Origin of the sequence: Bradyrhizobium lablabi (genome assembly GCF_900141755.1) — a bacterium.
In the GTDB taxonomy this organism is placed as follows: Bacteria; Pseudomonadota; Alphaproteobacteria; order Rhizobiales; family Xanthobacteraceae; genus Bradyrhizobium; species Bradyrhizobium lablabi_A.
Window position 1 is genome coordinate 1,631,675 of sequence record NZ_LT670844.1, and the last position, 18,852, is coordinate 1,650,526.

Consider the following 18,852-nt stretch of genomic DNA (forward strand, 5'->3'; position numbering starts at 1 on the left):
TCTTAGAGACTCATTTAATCGCATCCCGATATCGATTACCATCCGCTCAATTGCGGCCGATGACCATCAAGGTTCACATGCCGCGAAAGGGGAGGGAATGATGAGCCATGCGAGAGCGCCGTTTGCCTTTATCGCCAGCCTTGTCGCGGTGCTGCTCGCCGCACCTCCGTGCGCGCATGCGGAGAGCCCCTATCCTGTTCGCCCGATCCATATCATCGTGCCCTATCCCGCGGGCGGCATCGTCGACATCGTTGCGCGTGCCGTGGCTTCGACGGTTTTGCCATCATTGCGAGGAGAAAAGGGTGGCCCGACTTCACCTCGCCCCGCTTGCGGGGAGAGGTCGGCGCAAAGCGCCGGGTGAGGGGGACTCTCCACGCGCATCCATGTTCGGAAATTGCGGAAGCAGCCCCTCACCCCAACCCTCTCCCCGCGAAGAGCGGGGAGAGGGAGAAGTGGACACTCACTTCTTCATCTTGCTGGCGTCCATCTTGACCGACGTATCCAGCATCCTGTTCGTGAACGCGGTTTGCACATCGAACGGCTTTTCCATGCCGAGATAGGTCTGCACCAGTTCGTAGTCCTTTTTCATCCGCTCGCCGTCGATCCAGCCCAGCGCCTTGGTCGTGGTAAAGTCATCGGTCATCAGGAATTTGATGCGTTCCCACTGGCGCTCCTGGTTCTCCTTGTCGAGGCCCGACACGGAATCGAGCAGCGCCTTCAGGCAAGGAGCGACATCGGCGACGCAGGCGGCGAACGCTTTCTGGCTGATTTTTACAAACTCCTCGACGAGTTTCGGGTTCTTCTCCAGGAACGCGCCATTCACGATCAGCGAATTGCCGTATGGATTTAAGCCAATGTCCTTCCAGTTGACATGGCCGAGATCACTGCCGAACTCGATCACCTTAAGGTCATGCTCGTTGTAGAAATCGCTGATGATATCGACGGTGTGGCTCTTGAGCGCGGCGATCTTCGCGGTCGGCCCGACATTGACGAAATTCACCGAGTCAGCCGCGATGCCGGCGGCCTTGGCGAAGGCCGGCCACATCACGCGCGAGGCATCGCCCGGCGGATTGCCGATCTTGTGACCGGGAAAATCCTTCGGCCCATTCACGCCATAGCTCTTCAGCCAATAAAAAGTTTGCCCGGTATTGGCGTAGATGCTCATCAGCGCCACGACGTCGGCGCCCTTGCTGCGCGCCACCAGCATGGTCGCGAGATCGGCGATCCCGAACGGCGAGCCGCCGGAGCCGACCTTCAGGGATGACACCCCCGAGCCCTTGCCGGTCTCGATGGTGAGATCGATGCCGGCCTTCTCATACCATCCCTGCGCCTTGGCGTAATAAAACGGCGAATGGTCGGCGGTCGGTGTCCAGTTCAAAATCAGATTGACGGACTCGCCGGCGTGAGAAGGAATGGAAGGCGCAACGAGCGCGAGCGCCAGCCCCGCAATTCTCAGACACTTCATCGCAGCCCTCCTCGCTTGCGGGTCGTGCGAACTGGCCCAAACAGCCTTGTCGTTGCGCGTCCGCCGGTCTACCAATGCAACAAGGGACGGACCGAATTGTCAACTGTCTGGTTGGAAATGCCCAAACAACGATCAACCAAACAACGATCCACCAAAGAGCGATCCAATGGCGCCGCGAAGCCGCAGCGGCGCGATCCGGCCGCCACCCGCAACAAGCTGTTGACCGCGGCGCGCCGCGAATTTGCGAAAAACGGCCTTGCCGGTGCGCGGGTCGATGAAATCGCCGAGCGTGCCGGCGTCAACAAGCAGCTGGTCTATCATTATTTCGGCGACAAGGACGCGCTCTATCTTGCGGTACTGGAATGGGTCTATGAGGAAATCCGCACCCAGGAGCGCAAGCTCAACCTGGAAGGCCTGCCGCCGGAACGGGCGATCAAGAAGCTGATCGAAAGCTCGTTCGACCACCTCGCGCTCCACCCCGATTTCATCGTGCTGCTCAACGACGAGAACCGCAATGGCGCGAGGCATGTGCGCGCCTCACCGAGGATCGAGGACATGCATTCGCCCTTGGTCAGCATGGTCTCGAAGATCCTCAAGGAGGGCGTGCGGGCCGGCACTTTCCGCAGGGGCATCAACCCGGTGCATCTCTATATCTCGATCGCGGGATTGAGCTATTTTTTCTTTTCCAACACGCCGACATTGTCGGCGATTTTTGGCAAGGACCTGTCGAGCGTCGCGGCCAAACGCGCGCGCCGCAAGCACGTGGTCGATCTGGTGATGCAGGCGTTGCGGCCGTGATGGATGGCTCCCCGTCATTGCGAGCCAACGGGGCGCGCGTTCGCGCGACCCGTTGGCTCCTCGCAATGACGATTTTTTCACAATCAACCAGATGGTTGAAAGACAGATGGTACCGCGATACAATACGTCTACCTGCTCCGGCTGAGAAGCCAGCGCACAATTGGAGAGCACATTGTCCGAAGCCAAAATGCGCCCGGCAAAATCCTTTGCGATCATCCTGATCGTGCATCTTGCCGTGATCGTGCTGTGGCAGGTTCTGGTCGACGCCTTTCATGTACCAAAGTTCATCCTGCCGTCGCCGCTCGCGACCGTCGCAACGTTGAGTTCAGCAAAATACGCATGGCTTTCCAACCTCGCCGTCACGGCCGTGGAAATCCTCGGCGGCTTTTGCCTCGGCGCTTTGGTCGGCGTCGCGCTGGCGGTGGTGTTCTGCTGGTCGCCGCTGGTGAGCCTGTTGCTGCTGCCGCTGTTCGTTACGCTCAATATGATCCCGAAGGTAGCGCTCGGCCCGCTATTCATCGTCTGGTTCAGCTACGGTATTTTTGCCAATATCCTGATCACGTTCAGCATCTGCTTTTTCCCGATCCTGTTGACCACCGCGCGCGGCTTGAGCGAGGTCGAGCCTGACTTGCTCGATCTCGTAAAATCATTGCGCGGCTCGCGCTGGATCTTGTTTCGCAAAATCCAGCTGCCGGGCGCGCTGCCTTACGTGTTTTCCGGCATGAAGGTCGGGGCCATCCTGGCGGTCGCCGGCGCCATCGTCGGCGAGTTCATCGCCAGCGAGCGCGGGCTCGGCTATCTCATGATCCAGGTGCAGTCCTCGCTCGATACGCCAGCGATGGTGATGGCGGTCGTGCTTCTGACCCTGCTCGGGGTCACGCTTTACGGCCTGGTGCTCGCCTTTGAGCGATTGTTCGTGATCAGGGACGTGCGGCTGCAATGACAAAACAGGGAAGAAACATGCTGCTCATGCGCGACAAACTGCCGGAAACGATCAATGATGTCACGGCGCTCGACGAGTTGCTGTGCCGGCCGAGCCAGGCCCTGATCGACGACCTGCAAAAGCTCGACGGCGACATCATGATCCTCGGCGTCGCCGGCAAGATGGGACCGACGCTGGCGGGCCTTGCGAAAAACACCCTGCCCGACCGCCGCATCATCGGCGTCGCGCGCTTCAGCGACGCAAGCGTGAAAGACAGGTTAGAGGCGCGCGGGATCGAAACCATCCATTGCGACCTGCTCGATGAATCCGCCATCAAGGCATTACCGAAATCGCAAAACGTCGTGTTCATGGCCGGACGCAAATTCGGCGCGGAGGGCGATCTGTCGTTGACCTGGGCGATGAATGCGCACGTTCCTGCCCTTGTCGCGCAGGCATTTTGTCAGTCGCGGATCGTGGCGTTCTCGACCGGCTGCGTTTATCCCTTCGTGCCGGTGAACGGCAAGGGGGCGAGCGAGGATCTTGCGCCCAATCCGCCCGGCGAATACGCGCAATCCTGTGTCGGGCGCGAGCGCATGTTCGAATATTTTTCGCGCAAATACAAAACGCCCGGCCGGTTGTTTCGGCTGAACTACGCGATCGACATGCGCTACGGCGTGCTGCACGACATCGCGACCAAAATCCTCCAGGGCAAGCCGATCGACGTCAGCCTCGGCCATGTCAATTTCATCTGGCAGGGCGATGCCTCGGCGCAGGCGTTGCGCTGTCTTGCGCATTGCGACACGCCGACCTCGCCGATCAATGTCAGCGGCCACGAAATTCTTCGCGTGCGCGATCTCGCGGCAAAATTAGGCACGATGCTCGGCCGCGAGCCGATCATCGTCGGCCGCGAAGAACCGACGGCGTGGCTCACCGACACCTCGCGGGCCACAAGAATGTTCGGGCTGCCGATCGTCGACACCGAGCGATTGATCGCCTGGACTGCGGATTGGGTCGCGCGATCAATGCCGAGTTTGGGCAAACCGACAAAATACGAGGTGCGCGATGGCCGATATTGATCAGTTTGCAACCGTAGAGCTCGGCAGCGACGACGCGCGTGCGGGGCTGATGCTGTCGGCGGAAGCCAACTGGAATCAGAACGAGGCCGACTGGCGGTTGTTCTTGAAGGAGGGAACCGTGTTCGGCGTGCGCGACAGGGATCGCCGCCTGATCGCTACCGCGGCGCTGTTGCCCTACACTTCGGCCAATGCCTGGATCAGCATGGTGCTGGTGACGGCGAACTGGCGCCGCCACGGACTTGCGACCAGGCTGGTCGATACCTGTCTCGATACCGCCACGAAGCGAGGCCTTACCTGCTGGCTCGACGCGACGCCGGCGGGCGCCGCAGTCTATGGGCCGCTTGGATTTACGCCGACCCTGCAATTGCGGCGGTTGCGTCGGGAGAATTCACCGCAAGCCGGAACGTCCCGGCTGCTATCGACCTGTAACCTGGCGGAATTGATCGCGCGCGACACCAGCGCCATGGGTTTTGATCGCAGCGTCTTGCTGACCGAGCTTGCCGGACGGCCCGGCTCGCGATTGCTATCCAGCGGCGATGCGGTCGCGCTGGTCCGCGACGGGCGCAAGGCGCGGCATATCGGCCCCTTGTTCGCATCCGCGCCGGATCAGGCGATCGCGATGGTCGAGGTGATCGCGCGATCCGAGGCAGGGCCTTGGCTGATCGATGCCGTCAACGGACAACAAGAATTTCTGAAAGGCCTGACCGGCTCGGGCTGGATCGTCGAGCGGCCCTATCAGCGCATGCGGTTTGGCCGCGCAACGACGCGCGCGGAAACGCTGCCGTTTGCCGTCGCCGGCCCGGAATATGGATGAGGGATCGCCGCCATGCATCATAGCGAGATGAAATCCGAGGTGCGCCGCCTGATCGCCGACGGCACGGTACTCCCCGCGCATCCGCTGGCGCTCGACGCCAGCCGCAAGCTCGACAAAGTTCATCAGCGCGCGCTCACGCGTTATTACATCGACGCCGGCGCCGGCGGGCTGGCCGTCGGCGTCCATACCACGCAATTTGCGATCCGCGACGTCGGCCTCTACAAGCCGGTGCTGGAGTTGGCCGCGGAGACCGCGGCGGACTGGACCAAGCGGCCGCTGGCGATGGTCGCGGGCCTCGCCGGCCCGACGGCCCAGGCTGTGTCCGAGGCGAAGATCGCACTCGGGATCGGCTATCATGCGGGATTGCTCAGCCTGGCCGCGATGAAGACGGCTTCCGAAGACGAGATCATCGGTCATTGCAGGGCCGTCGCGCGCGAAATCCCGCTGGTCGGGTTTTATCTGCAGCCGGCGGTCGGCGGCGTCATCCTCAGCGCCGACTTCTGGCGGCGCTTTGCGGGCATTGAAAATGTCATCGCGATAAAGATCGCGCCGTTCAACCGCTACCGCACGCTCGATGTCTTGCGCGGCGTAGCCGCCGCCGGCGCGCTCGACCGCATCGCGCTCTATACCGGCAACGACGACCACATCCTGCTCGATCTCGTGCTGCCGTTCGATCTGCGCGACCAGGGCGTCACCACGCGGGCCTATTTCCGCGGCGGCCTGCTCGGCCACTGGTCGGTGTGGACGGCGAGCGCCATAAAACAATTCGAGATGTGTCGCGCGGCACGGGGCAAGGACGCCTTGCCTGCCGATCTGCTGGCGCTCGATGCCCGCGTCACCGATTGCAACAGCGCGTTCTTCGACGTCGCCAACAATTTTCACGGCTGCATCGCCGGCTGCCACGAAATCCTGCGGCGGCAGGGGCTCATGGAGGGCATCTGGTGTCTCGATCCCGATGAGGGCCTAAGCCCCGGCCAGCTGCAGGAGATTGGCCGCGTCTGCCGCGAGCACGCCGATCTCAGCGACGACGCCTTTGTCGCCGAGAATCTGCAGAAATGGCTTGCATGAGCGAGCCGCCGGAGCCCTTTATTCGCCTGCGCAACGTGCGGAAAGTTTATCGTTCGCAAGGTACGGAGTTTCTCGCAGTCTCCGATGTCACCATGGACGTGCAGGAGGGCGAATTGATTTCGCTGGTCGGCCCCTCCGGCTGCGGCAAGACCACGGTCTTGAAGATCCTCGCAGGACTGCACGAGGCCGACGGCGGCACCATCCAGATCGGCAACGCGTGCAATCCCTTCGATCCCGCACGCGACATCGGCATGGTGTTTCAGCAGGCGCTATTGTTGAAATGGCGCACCATTCTCGACAACGTGTTGCTGCCGGCGGAGATCGTCGGCCTGCCGATGAAGGCGGCGCGGTCGCGGGCGCGTGACCTTCTCCATCTCGTCGGGCTTGCCGGCTACGAGCAAAAATATCCGCAGCAATTGTCGGGCGGGATGCAGCAGCGCACGGCGATCGCCCGCGCCTTCATCCACGATCCAAAATTGATCCTGATGGACGAGCCGTTCGGCGCGCTCGATGCGCTGACCCGCGAGCAGATGAACCTGGAAATGCTGCGGATCTGGCGCGAAAGCGGCAAGACCATCATCTTTGTCACCCACAGCATCCAGGAGGCGGTGTTCCTCGCCTCGCATTGCGCCGTGCTCACTGCGGGACCTGCGCGGATGGCGGAATATTTTCCGATTCTGCTGCCGTTTCCGCGCACGCTGCCGGTCAAGACATCAGATGAATTCGGCGCCTATGCAAGGCGGATTTATGCAAGCCTGGGGCTGGGCTCGGGCACTTAGGCTAGCCCGCCCCGTGGCACTTTCGACAAGCCAACTGCGTTCATTTTGATTAAGGATTGCTTGATATCCTCGCATCCCTCATTGGCAGGGATGACGGCTTTCACGCAACGATCAGCGAAGCAGATTTGGCCATGATAGCGATTTCGGAAGAGAAAGTTATCGATTATGACCTCACCGCCCGGCTCGCGACCGAGGCATTCGGCTCGAGCGACGTGGTGTTTTCCGCCGAGCGCATGAAGTGGCTCTACGAGCGCAGTTTTGGAGAAGGCACCATTGTTCTCTCGGTCACCGACGACGGCGTAAAAGTCGGCCAGATCGCCTTGGTTCACCAGACCGTTCATTGCGGCGGAAAACCCCGTTCCGCCATTCAACTTGTCGATCTCTTCATCTCAAAGGACCACCGCTCGCCGCAAACGATCCGTCGCATCTATAAGGAGGTCGAGCAGCTCTGCATCGACCGAAAGGTCCGCTTCATTCTCGCCATGCCGAACGAGAATGCGAAGCAGCTCAATGCCCGCATCTTGAAACTCAAACCGCTGCTCTGGCTTGAGGTCCGCGCCGGCGTCGCGTTGCTGCCGCCGCGACGTGCCGGACTGAAATATTCCGGCTACGTCAAATCCTTACCCGCAAGGGAAGCCGTCGATTTGCTGTCCGGCTTCGATACCGAGGCCACCGAGAACGGGTTACGATGGTATGGCGAGGTCTTGTTCAATCGCATGAACGATCCGACATGCAACTACGCCGTTCATGCCGCAGCCGATCTCGTTCTGATTTCATCAACCCGCAAAACCCGCCGCGTCGGCTATACCCTGCTCTGTGGTTTCTTTGCGCGGCCTCTTGCCACGGTCACATCCGCTGGCGTCCACGAACTGGTCCGCGCCGCCTGTTATTTCTGGAAGCGGCCGCTATTCGCTTACGCAGGCGTCAATGACAGGCTTCCGACGCTTCCCGGCATTGCATTGCCGGCGCGTCTGCGGCCTCCGATGCTCGTTCAATTGCGCGATCTTGATTCAGAAGCATCTGAAGTGCATCTGAGCCGCTTTCAGCTGATCGATTCCGATTTCGTCTAAATCACGCGAAATCTGACCGATGGCCTCGTGGTTCGAGACGCGCGGGTTGCCGCGCTCCTCACCATGAGGGTCTAACACCTCATCCTGAGGAGCCATGCCAACGGGTCGCGCGAATGCGCGCCCGATGACAGGCTCCGCATGGCGTCTCGAAGGACGAGGCCCCCGATTTGGAAGATGCGCTATTCGTACGACGATGGTCCCGTATCGCGATAGGCCCAGCAACCTTCTCGCGGCAGAGCGACCCGCGTCTCCGTCCCGACCTGATGGCGAGCGGCGGTGCCGAGTTCAAGCACTTCGAGCCGGCGGCCGAGCAGGTCGATGTCATAGACGGTCTGGGTGCCCTGATAGCGGCGATCGATCACGCGGGCGGGAAAGTTGTTGGCGCCGTCATGGCTGCCGATCGCAATGTTTTCCGGCCGCAACGCGATCCGCACCTTTTCGCCTACCTTGAGCGGCTGCAGCAGCGCCGCCTGGCCGCGCCGCCCGTCGCCGAAATCGACCGTCCCGAACTCGCCGTTGCGCTCAACCAGGGTGCCAGCGAGTTCGTTGGTGGCACCGGTAAAATTCGCGACAAACAAATCCGCCGGCCGGTTATAGATCTGGTCCGGCGTGCCGATCTGCAACAATTTGCCGTCGCGCATCACGCCGATGCGGTCGCCGAGCACGACCGCTTCGGCCTGGTCGTGGGTAACATACAGCGCGGTCATGCCGGTTTGTTTGAGGATCACCCTGAGATCATCGCGTAATCGCAGCCGCAATTTGGCGTCGAGGTTGGACAAGGGTTCGTCGAGCAACAACAGCTGCGGCCGGTAGACGATGCTGCGCGCCAGCGCCACGCGCTGCATCTGGCCGCCGGAGAGCGCGACCACCGGCCGGTCGGCATATTCCGACAGCCCGACCAGTTTCAGCACCTCGTCGACTTTGCGGTTGGCCTCGCCGCGCGCGATTCTGCGATGCTTTAACGGATAGACCACGTTCTGCCGCACCGTCATGTGCGGCCACACCGCGTAGGACTGGAACACCATGCCGAGATCGCGCAGGCGCGGCGGCACCAGAATGCCACGCGCGGGCGAGGAGACCACCTTCCCGGCAATGCTGATCACGCCGCCGGTCGGATGCTCAAGGCCGGCGACGCAGCGCAACGTCGTGGTCTTGCCGCAGCCCGAAGGCCCCAGCAGCACCACGATTTCGCCGGCCGGCACCGCAAAGCTGACGCCGTCGATCGCGGGACGGCCGACGGAAAACTGCTTGCGCAGGTCGGTGACGTCGAGCGTGGCCGTCATGATTTTAGATATTTCATGGGGCGCGCTTTTCACTGCCGATAGCCGAAGATCTTGTCCCAGTCGGCCACCCAGTCCGCATGCAGTTTTACGTATTCGTCAAAATTCGGGTACCAGACTTTTACGATTTTGGGATCGAAACCTTCGGGATAGACCGGCGCCACTTTCAGCGAAGTAAGGTTGCCGAGCTCCTTGATCATGAACGTCTGCCCCTCTTTCGACATGCACCAGTTGAGGAACAGTCTTGCGGCGTTGGGATGCGCGGCGGTCTTCGGAATTCCGGAAGCATAGGGATTGACCGGCACGCCCTCGGGCGGGAAGATAATCTTGATCGGCGCGCCCTCCTTCTGCTTCGGGTAGACCGCATTATAAATCAGCGGCCCCATCGCAACCTCACCCCGCACCAGCGAATCCGACATCGGCGCGCCGGACGGGTAGAGAATAGGATGGGTCGCAGCCTGCTTCGCCCAATAATCCTCGCCCAGCACCTGGCGCTCGAACATGATGCGGGTCCAGGTGGTGCCGCCGGATTGGGCAAACACCTGCCCGGTCATATGATCGTATTCGGGCTTGGTCAGGTCCTTCCAGGATTTTGGTGGGTTCGTCACCAATTCGGTGTTGTAGGCAATCGACCAGACCACGGTGGCGCGCGGCCACAGTTTTGGGGAAATCAGCGCATCGGGATTGTAGTCGCTGGCATTCGGCGGCGCATAATCCTGGAACAGGTCGACCAGCGGCAGCATCAGCGCGCGGTCGGAATGATCGACGATGTCGGCGATCAGCTTGCCGGCCGCGGCCTCGGTCCTGACGCGGGTGATGAGCTGGCCACCCGGCGCGCGCACCATCTCGACCTTGATCTCCGGGAAACGCTTGTTGAACTCTTTTATCACTTCCTGCTCGACCTCGGCGAAATTCGCCGTGTAATAGATGAGCTTGCCCTCGGCCTTCGCCGCCGCGATCAATTCGGGTGAGCCAAATTCCTGCTGGGCCCGTGCGGGCAGCGCGTTCAGTGCGAGACCGAGAGCCGCGATCGCGACAATTCGGGCAACAATGCTTGTTTTCATGACCACTCACTCCCCACAATTTTCATCTTATTCTTTGCGCGACGTTGCCTTGCGGGGCCCCGCGCGACAGCCAGTTGGCGCCGCCGATGAGAACGCCCAGCAACACCGTCTGCACCAGACTGAACGCCGCGGTCTTGCCGATATTTCCGCCTTCGTAATAGTCGAGCAATAGCACCGACATCACCATGGTATTGCTGGTGTAGAGAAACAGCGACGAGCCGAGTTCGCGGATTGCGAGGACGAACAACAGCGTCATCGAGGCGAGCACGCCCGGCCGCGCCAACGGCAGCACGATGGTTGCGATGGTGCCGAGCATGCCCTTGCCGCAGACCCAGGCAGCTTCCTCGAGTTCGCGATGGATTTGCAGGAACGAGGTCGACAGCGCCTTGACCGTATCCGGCATGAAGCGCGCGATGAAGGCCAGCGCCAGAATCCAGATGGTGCCGTAGAGCCCGCCGGGAATGCCGATCCAGGCCCACAGATAAGCGACGCCGATCACGAGGCCCGGGATCGCCACCGGAATGGTCGAGATCAGGTCGATGCTGCGCCGGCCCGCCAACCGGGTGCGGTGAATGGTGTAGCCGATCGCAAAGGCGAGCGCGCCGCCGATGATCGCCGTGATGATACCGACCTCGACCGCATTGTAGATCGAGTTCAGCGTCAATGGATTGTCGAAGATGCTGTGGAAATGCATCAGCGAATATTGCCGCATGTCGAAGAGAGCAGCGGCGTCGCGGATGAACATGAATTTACGGAACGCCGCCACGATCAGCGCCAGCGACGGCAGGATCACCACCACCAAGAGATAGACGAGCCCGAGCGCGAAGGTGAGCCAGCGCCACGGCCCGAGATCGAGATTGCGCGGCCGAAACGCCTTGCCGGCGACGGTGGTGTAGCTGCGCCCGCTCACGACTTTCTGCTGCAGGAATACCAGTCCGCCGGTGACCACCATCAGGATGATCGCGACGGCAGCGGCGGTGTTATAGAGCGGCGGCGACCAGTTGGTGAGCTTGAAGATATAGGTGGTCAGCACGGCAAGATTGGTCGGCGCGCCCAACACCGCCGGAACGCCGTAGATGCCGAGCATCACGATAAAGGACAACAACATGCCGGAGACGATCGCCGGCATGATCAGCGGGAACGTCACCGAGAACAATGTCGCGAACGCGCTGGCGCCGGAGATTTCGGCGGCCTCTTCCAGGCTCGGATCCATGTTGCGCAGCGCCGAGGATGTAAACATGTAGACGTAGGGCGCGTAATAGATGCCGAACACGAACACCAATCCCCACAGCGAATAGAAATCCACGTGCCAGTCGAGATGCGCCCATTTGAACATTGTGTTGATCAGCCCGGTCTTCGGCGAGCCCAAAATGCTCCAGGCGACGCCCGCGACCAGTGGCGGCGCGAACAACGGCAGGATGCTGGCGGCGGCGATCAAGCCCTTGAACGGCGTATTGGTGCGCACCACGATCCAGGAGAAGGCGAGCCCGATCACGACCGCGATCGCGGTGCCGCCGCCGCAGGCGATCAGCGTATTGGCGAGCGCCTCGGCGACGTTCGGATTGGCCAGCACGGTGAGGAAGTTGGTGATCGAGAGGTGGCGCAGGCTGAAACCATCGACCACCGGGTTGGTATCGGTCAGCGCCCCCAATAATAGCGTGAGGACGGGATAGATCACCAGAAAGCCCAGGATCGCCAGCAGCGAGGCGACCCAAAGGCCAGCCATCGCGCGCCGGCCAAGACCCTCAACGCCGCTGCGCGTGACCTCGGTGCGCCCTGCCTGTCCGTTCAAAGCGTATTCCCCTCAGCGCCCCTGGAGGTTTTCTTTATTCTTATCGCGGCCAGCCTAGTCGATGGCGCGGTCGGCCGGAAGTAGCAGAAAGTCGGTTGCAGGCCGTCATCGCGGTCCTCCGGTTCGCTGTTAGGGCCCAGCGGACAGAATAGGCTGATTGCGTAAGGGAGAGGTTCGGGTTCATCGTAACGCCGAAGGAGGCAACGATAAGAGCAAGAGCCGTACGACCGGAAAGCATATTCGCCAAACTGCTGGCAAAATCTGTTGCGGCCAGCGACGCCGCGGGGCTGCGGCCCGCTTGTCACAACTCCCCCTTGAAAAGCGCGCGTTAGCGGCGACCGCCGACGGCAAACGGAGAAGCGCCGGGCAGCAAGGGCGAATTGATGTCGCTGTCGATGCGCCCGGACTGTTGGGTGTAGCCGAACCCGAGTGACAGGCTGACATTCGGCGCCGGCTGGAATTCGACGCCCGCATGCGCGCTATAGCCGGGCAGTGTGCCGGACATGGTGTCGAAGGGGGCAAAGGGGCCACCGATGCCGGATTTATATTTCAAGGTGTCGAAACCGGCATAGAGCGTGACGGGTAGCCCGCCCGCGTTTTGGAAGTGGTAGCCGAACTGCACGCCTTCGTAATAAAGCGAGCCGAGATTGCCGAACGCTCCATCCCGGTTGATGCCGTTCATGCTCAAACCCATGCCGCCGCCTTCGCCGCCGACAAACCAGCCGTTCGGAAAATTGTAGCGCATATAGGAAGAGCCGCCGCTCCGGGCGTCACTGCCGTCAAAGCTCGGAAAGTTGCCGTACGTGTTCGGGCTCTCACCGACGGTCAGATTGCCACCGAAGCCGACGGGCCAGCTTGGGATCCAATAGGTCACAGGGGCGGCTTGGGCGTGGGCTGTTCGCCCGCCTAGACAGAGCGCCGCCAATACGAATGCGAGACCTAATCTGCCTGCGAAAATGAACATCCGCGCTACCGCCAAGTGTCCTGAAACTATACGCTCCAGATATCAAGAACGCCAGCTTCTGCTTGGCCACACCAAGATCGAAAGCACGGTGAGATATCTCGGAATCGAAGCAGACGATGCTTTGGCGATGGCGGAACAAATTGATGTCTGAAATACCCGGGCAGAGCGGACATGCTCTGCCCACTCCAACCGCAGGTTGGTGCCATAATCGGACTCATGCACCGCAGCATCGGGAGAACTATTCGATCACCTCGTCAGCGCGGGCAAGTAGCGTCGGCGGCACGTCCAGGCCGAGCGCCTTGGCGGTCCTGAGGTTGACAATCAACTCGTATTTGGTTGGCTCTTGGACAGGTAGGTCGCGGGGCTTCTCCCCTCGAAGGATGCGATCGACGTATGGAGCCGCCAGCCGCATGAGAGTGGCAAAATTGGAGCCATAGGACATCAGACCGCCAGCCGACGCGTAGGATCGAAGCGGACACATGGTCGGAAATTGGCCGCCCGTCGCAAGCTTGAAAATCGTTTCGCGATGAAGTGTCGTCAATACGTCGGGCATGATCATGAGGCCACTACCTCGCGGACTTGTAAGTCCGCTAATCGCGCTTTTCTGAGCCAGCTGGCATGTCTCAAAGGTGCCAATGGGCGACATTGCACGCTTGATCCAAAATGAAGGGGGCCAGCCGACTGAGGCGGCCTTACTTCTTGTCCTTTACGATGATCCGCGTATAGGCGAAGAGGTCTGCGCAGTATGTTCACTTGTGTACTTAACGAATTCCGACACTAGTATCTTTAGACTAGGACACGAGAGGTCAAATACGGACAGAACCGGCCTTTTATGTATCGCCACCAGCCATTTTCGCTGCCATCGCACGCTCTACTTCCGAGGCCAATCGGCCTAGGTGTTCGGCGAGTCTTGCAAATAGCTCTCGCTTTTGCATGTCGGTAGCGAGTTTGCTGATAAGCGCGCAGTCCTCCGCATCGATGCGGAGCTTTTCCAAATGCGCAGTCATGTCTTCCATGAGATCGGTCCGACGAGGGCAGAGGCTCGCAGTCTGACAGGGTCCCGGATACCTTCCGCCGCCTTCTTTAGTATGCGCTGAGCCATATCGTGCTCGCGAAAGCTGTCGGTTAAGTTCCCGACATAGCTGAAAATAATTCTCGCTTTGTTCAGGCAAAAGCCTAGCGTCTTTGGATTGTCGGCAGTCTTTAGGCTGCCGCTGACTGAGAGTTCTTTGCGCTCCCGCCTGCCCACGGGAGCATGACATGCCCAACTCCAGCAATTTGCTACTCGCCTCTCTTTCAGCAAGTGATGCCGCGGCACTTCAGCCTCATTTGAAGCCCGTCCATCTCGAACACGAGAAGATATTGTTCGAAGCCGGAGGCGAGGTGGCGGCGATCTACTTCCCCACAGGCGCGATTATCTCGCTTGTGGTCGGCCTTTCATCTGGAGAAATGGTCGAAGCGGCAATGGTCGGCAAAGATGGGGTCGTCGGTGCATCCGCAGCTATTGGCGGAAACATTCCGGGCAATCGAGGAATTGTCCAACTCGCCGGAACCGCGATGACGTGCAACGTGGACGCGCTCAAAAGCGCGGCGCTGCAGAGCCATACTTTATTGTCGGCGCTGGTTCGTCATGAACAGACGGTTTACGCGCAGGCAAGCCAGTCGGCTGCCTGCATGGCTGCTCATCACGTGGAGGCGCGACTTTGCCGCTGGCTGCTTCGGGCCAGAGATTTGGCCGACACCGATAATCTGCAATTTACCCAGGAATTTATCGCCGAAATGCTGGGCGTCAGGCGCACCAGTGTCACGCTGCACGCGCGCACTCTTCAACACGCTGGACTGATCAAATACTCAAGAGGTAGAATTCAGATTACCGATGTGGAGGCCATGCAGGAAACGGTCTGCGAATGCTACGGGACTGTCAAATCGTACTACCAAGCCTTGCTCGGTCATACGCACAGCTGAATGTTTCGTTCGAGGCACCCCACCGCCTCGCCTTTCCCTCAAAGAGGGCCGAATGGATTGCAGATTACGACGCCGATCAGATGGCCTTCGAATTTACGGTGTGCTCGAAGCGAGGATACGGCCGTCCGGGCGGCCAGAGTCAGCTTACAACATGTAAAGAATCGAGACCCGAAATGGGCAGAATGACACGTCCGGAATAGGTCAAAAGCGCTGTTTTGGCTGTCGGCCGGTTCCTTCTGATCTACCCCGATGAGCAGACATTCGTGGTGTCCGACGGCATGTCGCAAACGTGCCACTAACGGACTCATGCGCCGCAGCAAACAGCATCTCCAATCGACAATTTTTGACCGAGCAGGAGCAAACTTGCGGGAATTTGAATTGGGCGTCTGCTTTAGAAGTTCCTTGGCCCAAAAAGCGAACGCCACCGGTCAATTTTCGGTCATATTTTAAAAACCGTTAGTTGTATTTGAGGCACAGAATATCTGTGTCAAATCGCCTAACATTCAGGTGGAATTTGAAATCAAGCGCAGTTCTACAACAACATTATCGGCGGTCGCGCGTGCATCTATCGCTTCAGATAGATCAAGAAGCGACGGAGATGGAGACATGCGATGAAGAAATTTTTCTTGGCTACGGTTGGTCTAGTAGCATTAGGCATAGCCGCTCCCGCGTCGGCCGCTGATCTTGCCGCGCGTCCTTACACCAAGGCGCCACCCGCGCCGGTCGTTGCGGTCTACGACTGGACTGGCTTCTACATCGGCGCCAACGGCGGCGGTGGCTGGAGCCACAAATGCTGGGATGTCACGAACTTCCGTGGACCTGTCGCCCCCTTCCGTGAAGGTTGTCACGATGCGACCGGCGGAGTGGTTGGCGGTCAGATTGGATACCGTTGGCAGAGCGCCGGTTGGGTGTTCGGTCTGGAAGCGCAGGGCGACTGGGCTGATTTGAAGGGATCTAATGTTAGCCTTTTCATTCCCCCTTGGACTAACAATTCCAAGATCGAAGCGTTAGGCTTGTTCACCGGCCAAGTCGGCTATGCTTGGAACAACGTCCTTTGGTATGTGAAGGGCGGCGCGGCCGTGACCGACGACAAATACCGAGGTACGGTGACCGCCACAGGCGTGCTATTCGATTCGGCGAGTGAAACACGCTGGGGTGGTGTCGTCGGAACGGGCCTCGAATTCGGATTCGCACCGAATTGGTCGGTAGCGGTCGAGTACGATCACCTTTTCATGGGCAACCGCGGCATCACCTTCACATCGGCGGGCGTTTTGGCTGGCATCCCGGCCGGCAGCGTATTCCGCACCGACTCGATCCGTCAGGACGTTGATATGGTCACTGCGCGCATCAACTACCGCTTCAACTGGGGTGGCCCCGCCATCGGGAGGTACTGATCTAATTTCCTATCTCCGGCAAACTTTAAGCCCCGGCATCGTCCGGGGCTATTTTGTACCCGCCTTGGCGGAATTATAGATCGCGGGGATGTCGCAGTTGGGTCAAACCGCGGCAAACTTGCCGTCTCATTCGATCATCTCGTCGGCGGTGGCGAGGAGCGCTGGCGCAAAGGTGACGCCGAGGGCTCTGGCGGTCTTCAGATTGATCACCAGGTCGAACTTGGTCGGCGTTTGCACCGGCAGGTCGGCCGGCTTCTCGCCCCTGAGGATGCGCCCGACATAGCCGGCCGCGCGCCTGCACATGCTCGTTCGACAATGCTTACAAATACTCCGGAGGCAGAGCGGATGAGCGCGAGATCGAAGTCACATCGGTGGCGCACCTCGGTAGCAGTTTTTTGCTACGAAATTCCAGGATCAAGTTACATCTGCAACAGTGGAATCGCCTGAACCGCGCAACGCGCGAACAACTCGTCTCTGAACTTAAATTTAATCAGGCGTCTCTCGCGCAGAGTTGAGCAACGGTGATGTCGAAGCCAATAGCGTTTCCCCGAAGCGATGACCATCTGCGCAGCGTGTCGTGGTTGGGAGCGAAATCTCTAACGGGAGAATGATCATGTTGCGTAAGACAGCGATCGCGTTATTGGCCGTTGCATCTGTTGGCCTGGCTGCGCCAACGATGGCGTTGGCTCGCGGCGGCGGCGGTGGTGGCGGCGGCGGAGGCCACGGCGGTGGCGGAGGTGGCATGGGCGGAGGCCATGGCGGTGGCTTTGGCGGTGGCGGTTTCCATGGCGGTGGCTTTGGCGGCGGTGGCTTCCATGGCGGCTTCCGCGGTGGTGGCATGGCATTCCATGATGGCGGTTTCCGCGGCGATGGATTTCGTGGTCGTGGATTCCGTGGTCGTGGATTCCATGATCGCGATTTCGGGCGCCGCCGCTTCGGATTCGGATTCGGCTACCCGTATTATGACTACTATGACGACTACGCTTACTCTTATCCGTATGGATATGGGTATAGCTATTACCCGTATGGGAATCGATATGGCTCTTACCCGTACGCCTCCAGCTATGGGTACTACTAAAACAACGGCAGTTGCTATGTAGTTCGGCGATGCGTGCACACATGGCCGGCACCTGCAACTCCGTCAGGTGTGCAGCTGATGGACTGACGATCGCCAGCCGACCTCAGCGCTCTCGCGCTGAGGTCGTTGCGATTGCGGCGGTTCGCTAATGCGTCAAAGCTCTAAGGTCAGAGTTCAAGCGCCGATCATGGAATTTACGAAAAGCGGAAGTTCATCGCGACATTGCGGTACATCCGAAAAGTCCCAGGAACGGACGAAGGCCCACACGTGCACTAGCGTCTACGAAGCGGGATGTGGCAACCGTAACGCGTTTGCCCAACATTGAAATGATGTCGTAGCGCGCCACCATCCACTGTCTCGCCGCCGCCGTGAGCAAAGCACCGGCAACTAGAGAGCCATATGGCGAGCATCGAAGTTGGGCCGCAGACTTTACATTTCGAGGACACCGGCGGGAGCGGCCCGGCGGTGCTGTTCTGCCACAGCTTCACCATGAATGGCGCGATGTTTTCACCCCAGCTCACGGCTTTTGCCGGCCGATATCGCTGCATTACCTGGGACCAGCGCGGCCATGGTCAGAGTCCCGCTTCGGGCCCCTTCACCCTCTGGGATTCAGCCCGTGACGCGCTCGCCCTTCTCGACCGACTAGAGATCGACCGCGCGATCTTCGTCGGCACCAGTCAGGGCGGCTTCGTCTCACTGCGCGCAGCGCTCCTCGCGCCAGATCGAGTCCGCGGCTTGGCCGTGATGGGCACCTCGGCCGCGACCGAAGACCCGGTGCAGAAGACCACTCACGAGCAACTCCATGCTGCCTTCTTGGGCTCCCCGGACGGGCCGCCCGAGCCGGTGCTCGACATGTTGGTCCAGGCCTTCTTCGGACAACGCTTCGATCCCGGCCCCTGGCGCGAGCATTTGCGCCGCCTGCCCAAGGACCGAGCCAACTATTCCTTCCGCGCGCTTGTCGACCGCGACGAGGTGGCGACCAGGCTGAAGCGGATTACTGCTCCGACCCTAGTGCTGCACGGGTCCGCCGACCCCTACTATACGCCCTCCCATGGTGAGGAGATCGCCAAAGGCGTCGCCGACTGCCGTGGCTTCGTCCTGGTCGAAGGCGGTGCTTCCTCAGCCTGACCGACCCCGAGCCGGTCAACACTGCCTTGTACGCCGCTTCATGCTAGTCCCCGTCGCTAGGATCATCATAGCGATTCAAACGGCATTGCGAAACGGCCCAGAAAATGTCTGCTCCGGGTCCATTTTCGGACTTTGGCGCGGTCTGAAACGATGTCCGCTCTGCCCTGACCAGCCGATATCGCCGATCTCGAACAT

The 18,852-nt window shown here is 60.3% G+C and carries 20 protein-coding genes and 1 pseudogene; 12 read left to right on the forward strand and 9 right to left on the reverse strand.

What is annotated here, in order from left to right:
- Nucleotides 1-100 precede the first annotated feature (100 nt).
- Nucleotides 101-361, forward strand: coding sequence for a hypothetical protein (locus B5526_RS37460; protein WP_154071188.1), 261 nt, complete (start codon nucleotides 101-103; stop codon nucleotides 359-361).
- A gap of 99 nt (nucleotides 362-460) precedes the next feature.
- Here B5526_RS37460 and B5526_RS07685 read toward each other — a convergent pair whose 3' ends face one another.
- Entirely contained in the window at nucleotides 461-1,465 is a 1,005-nt protein-coding gene (locus B5526_RS07685; RefSeq protein WP_079537664.1) for an ABC transporter substrate-binding protein, read from the reverse strand.
- A gap of 117 nt (nucleotides 1,466-1,582) precedes the next feature.
- On the opposite strand from B5526_RS07685, the gene B5526_RS07690 reads away from it, so the two are divergent.
- The 7 genes from B5526_RS07690 (at nucleotide 1,583) to B5526_RS07720 (ending at nucleotide 7,992) form a co-directional block, all read left to right on the forward strand.
- Nucleotides 1,583-2,263 carry a TetR/AcrR family transcriptional regulator gene (locus B5526_RS07690; RefSeq protein ID WP_079537665.1) on the forward strand — a complete coding sequence of 227 codons (681 nt, stop codon included), beginning with the start codon at nucleotides 1,583-1,585 and terminating at the stop codon, nucleotides 2,261-2,263.
- 187 nt (nucleotides 2,264-2,450) lie between these two features.
- The gene (locus B5526_RS07695; RefSeq protein ID WP_079537666.1) at nucleotides 2,451-3,206 is read left to right on the forward strand and encodes an ABC transporter permease; all 756 of its coding nucleotides are present in this window, start codon (nucleotides 2,451-2,453) and stop codon (nucleotides 3,204-3,206) included.
- A 17-nt stretch (nucleotides 3,207-3,223) separates the two neighbouring features.
- Nucleotides 3,224-4,261 carry an NAD-dependent epimerase/dehydratase family protein gene (locus B5526_RS07700; protein ID WP_079544783.1) on the forward strand — a complete coding sequence of 346 codons (1,038 nt, stop codon included), beginning with the start codon at nucleotides 3,224-3,226 and terminating at the stop codon, nucleotides 4,259-4,261.
- Nucleotides 4,248-5,075, forward strand: coding sequence for a GNAT family N-acetyltransferase (locus B5526_RS07705; RefSeq protein ID WP_079537667.1), 828 nt, complete (start codon nucleotides 4,248-4,250; stop codon nucleotides 5,073-5,075). The genes B5526_RS07700 and B5526_RS07705 overlap by 14 nt, the downstream gene beginning before the upstream one ends.
- Nucleotides 5,076-5,087: 12 nt before the next feature.
- Nucleotides 5,088-6,143 (forward strand): dihydrodipicolinate synthase family protein, encoded by a 1,056-nt coding sequence (locus B5526_RS07710; RefSeq protein WP_079537668.1) that lies wholly within the window; start codon nucleotides 5,088-5,090, stop codon nucleotides 6,141-6,143.
- A complete protein-coding gene (locus B5526_RS07715) occupies nucleotides 6,131-6,922 on the forward strand; it encodes an ABC transporter ATP-binding protein (RefSeq protein WP_079537669.1) in 792 nt (263 codons plus the stop codon). The genes B5526_RS07710 and B5526_RS07715 overlap by 13 nt, the downstream gene beginning before the upstream one ends.
- A 131-nt stretch (nucleotides 6,923-7,053) precedes the next feature.
- Nucleotides 7,054-7,992, forward strand: a complete 939-nt coding sequence (locus B5526_RS07720) for a GNAT family N-acetyltransferase (RefSeq protein WP_154071189.1) — start codon at nucleotides 7,054-7,056, stop codon at nucleotides 7,990-7,992.
- Nucleotides 7,993-8,171: 179 nt separating this feature from the next.
- On the opposite strand, the gene B5526_RS07725 is transcribed toward B5526_RS07720, so the two are convergent.
- The 4 genes from B5526_RS07725 to B5526_RS07740 form a co-directional block, all read right to left on the reverse strand.
- A complete protein-coding gene (locus B5526_RS07725) occupies nucleotides 8,172-9,275 on the reverse strand; it encodes an ABC transporter ATP-binding protein (protein WP_079537671.1) in 1,104 nt (367 codons plus the stop codon).
- 29 nt (nucleotides 9,276-9,304) lie between these two features.
- Complete coding sequence (locus B5526_RS07730; RefSeq protein WP_244562220.1) at nucleotides 9,305-10,336, reverse strand: ABC transporter substrate-binding protein; 1,032 nt, start codon at nucleotides 10,334-10,336, stop codon at nucleotides 9,305-9,307.
- 22 nt (nucleotides 10,337-10,358) lie between these two features.
- Entirely contained in the window at nucleotides 10,359-12,128 is a 1,770-nt protein-coding gene (locus B5526_RS07735; RefSeq protein WP_244562221.1) for an ABC transporter permease, read from the reverse strand.
- Nucleotides 12,129-12,456: 328 nt separating this feature from the next.
- On the reverse strand, nucleotides 12,457-13,092 hold the full coding sequence (locus B5526_RS07740; RefSeq protein WP_079537672.1) for an outer membrane beta-barrel protein: 636 nt from the start codon (nucleotides 13,090-13,092) through the stop codon (nucleotides 12,457-12,459).
- Between the two features lie 52 nt (nucleotides 13,093-13,144).
- Between B5526_RS07740 and B5526_RS38865 the strand changes: the two are divergent.
- Nucleotides 13,145-13,243, forward strand: a pseudogene (locus B5526_RS38865) (tyrosine-type recombinase/integrase); the annotation flags it as partial.
- 87 nt (nucleotides 13,244-13,330) lie between these two features.
- Here the strand turns inward: B5526_RS38865 and B5526_RS07745 are convergent.
- Nucleotides 13,331-13,738 carry an ABC transporter substrate binding protein gene (locus B5526_RS07745; protein ID WP_079537673.1) on the reverse strand — a complete coding sequence of 136 codons (408 nt, stop codon included), beginning with the start codon at nucleotides 13,736-13,738 and terminating at the stop codon, nucleotides 13,331-13,333.
- A gap of 184 nt (nucleotides 13,739-13,922) precedes the next feature.
- Nucleotides 13,923-14,108, reverse strand: a complete 186-nt coding sequence (locus B5526_RS07750; protein ID WP_079537674.1) for a hypothetical protein — start codon at nucleotides 14,106-14,108, stop codon at nucleotides 13,923-13,925.
- Between the two features lie 244 nt (nucleotides 14,109-14,352).
- On the opposite strand from B5526_RS07750, the gene B5526_RS07760 reads away from it, so the two are divergent.
- Nucleotides 14,353-15,057, forward strand: a complete 705-nt coding sequence (locus tag B5526_RS07760; protein WP_079537676.1) for a Crp/Fnr family transcriptional regulator — start codon at nucleotides 14,353-14,355, stop codon at nucleotides 15,055-15,057.
- A 611-nt stretch (nucleotides 15,058-15,668) separates the two neighbouring features.
- The gene (locus tag B5526_RS07765; protein ID WP_079537677.1) at nucleotides 15,669-16,451 is read left to right on the forward strand and encodes an outer membrane protein; all 783 of its coding nucleotides are present in this window, start codon (nucleotides 15,669-15,671) and stop codon (nucleotides 16,449-16,451) included.
- 126 nt (nucleotides 16,452-16,577) lie between these two features.
- Here B5526_RS07765 and B5526_RS07770 read toward each other — a convergent pair whose 3' ends face one another.
- Entirely contained in the window at nucleotides 16,578-16,754 is a 177-nt protein-coding gene (locus B5526_RS07770) for an ABC transporter substrate binding protein (RefSeq protein WP_079537678.1), read from the reverse strand.
- A 334-nt stretch (nucleotides 16,755-17,088) separates the two neighbouring features.
- Complete coding sequence (locus B5526_RS38400) at nucleotides 17,089-17,361, reverse strand: hypothetical protein (protein ID WP_172841996.1); 273 nt, start codon at nucleotides 17,359-17,361, stop codon at nucleotides 17,089-17,091.
- Nucleotides 17,362-17,928: 567 nt separating this feature from the next.
- On the opposite strand from B5526_RS38400, the gene B5526_RS07785 reads away from it, so the two are divergent.
- Entirely contained in the window at nucleotides 17,929-18,657 is a 729-nt protein-coding gene (locus B5526_RS07785) for an alpha/beta fold hydrolase (protein ID WP_079537681.1), read from the forward strand.
- Nucleotides 18,658-18,852: the final 195 nt, after the last annotated feature.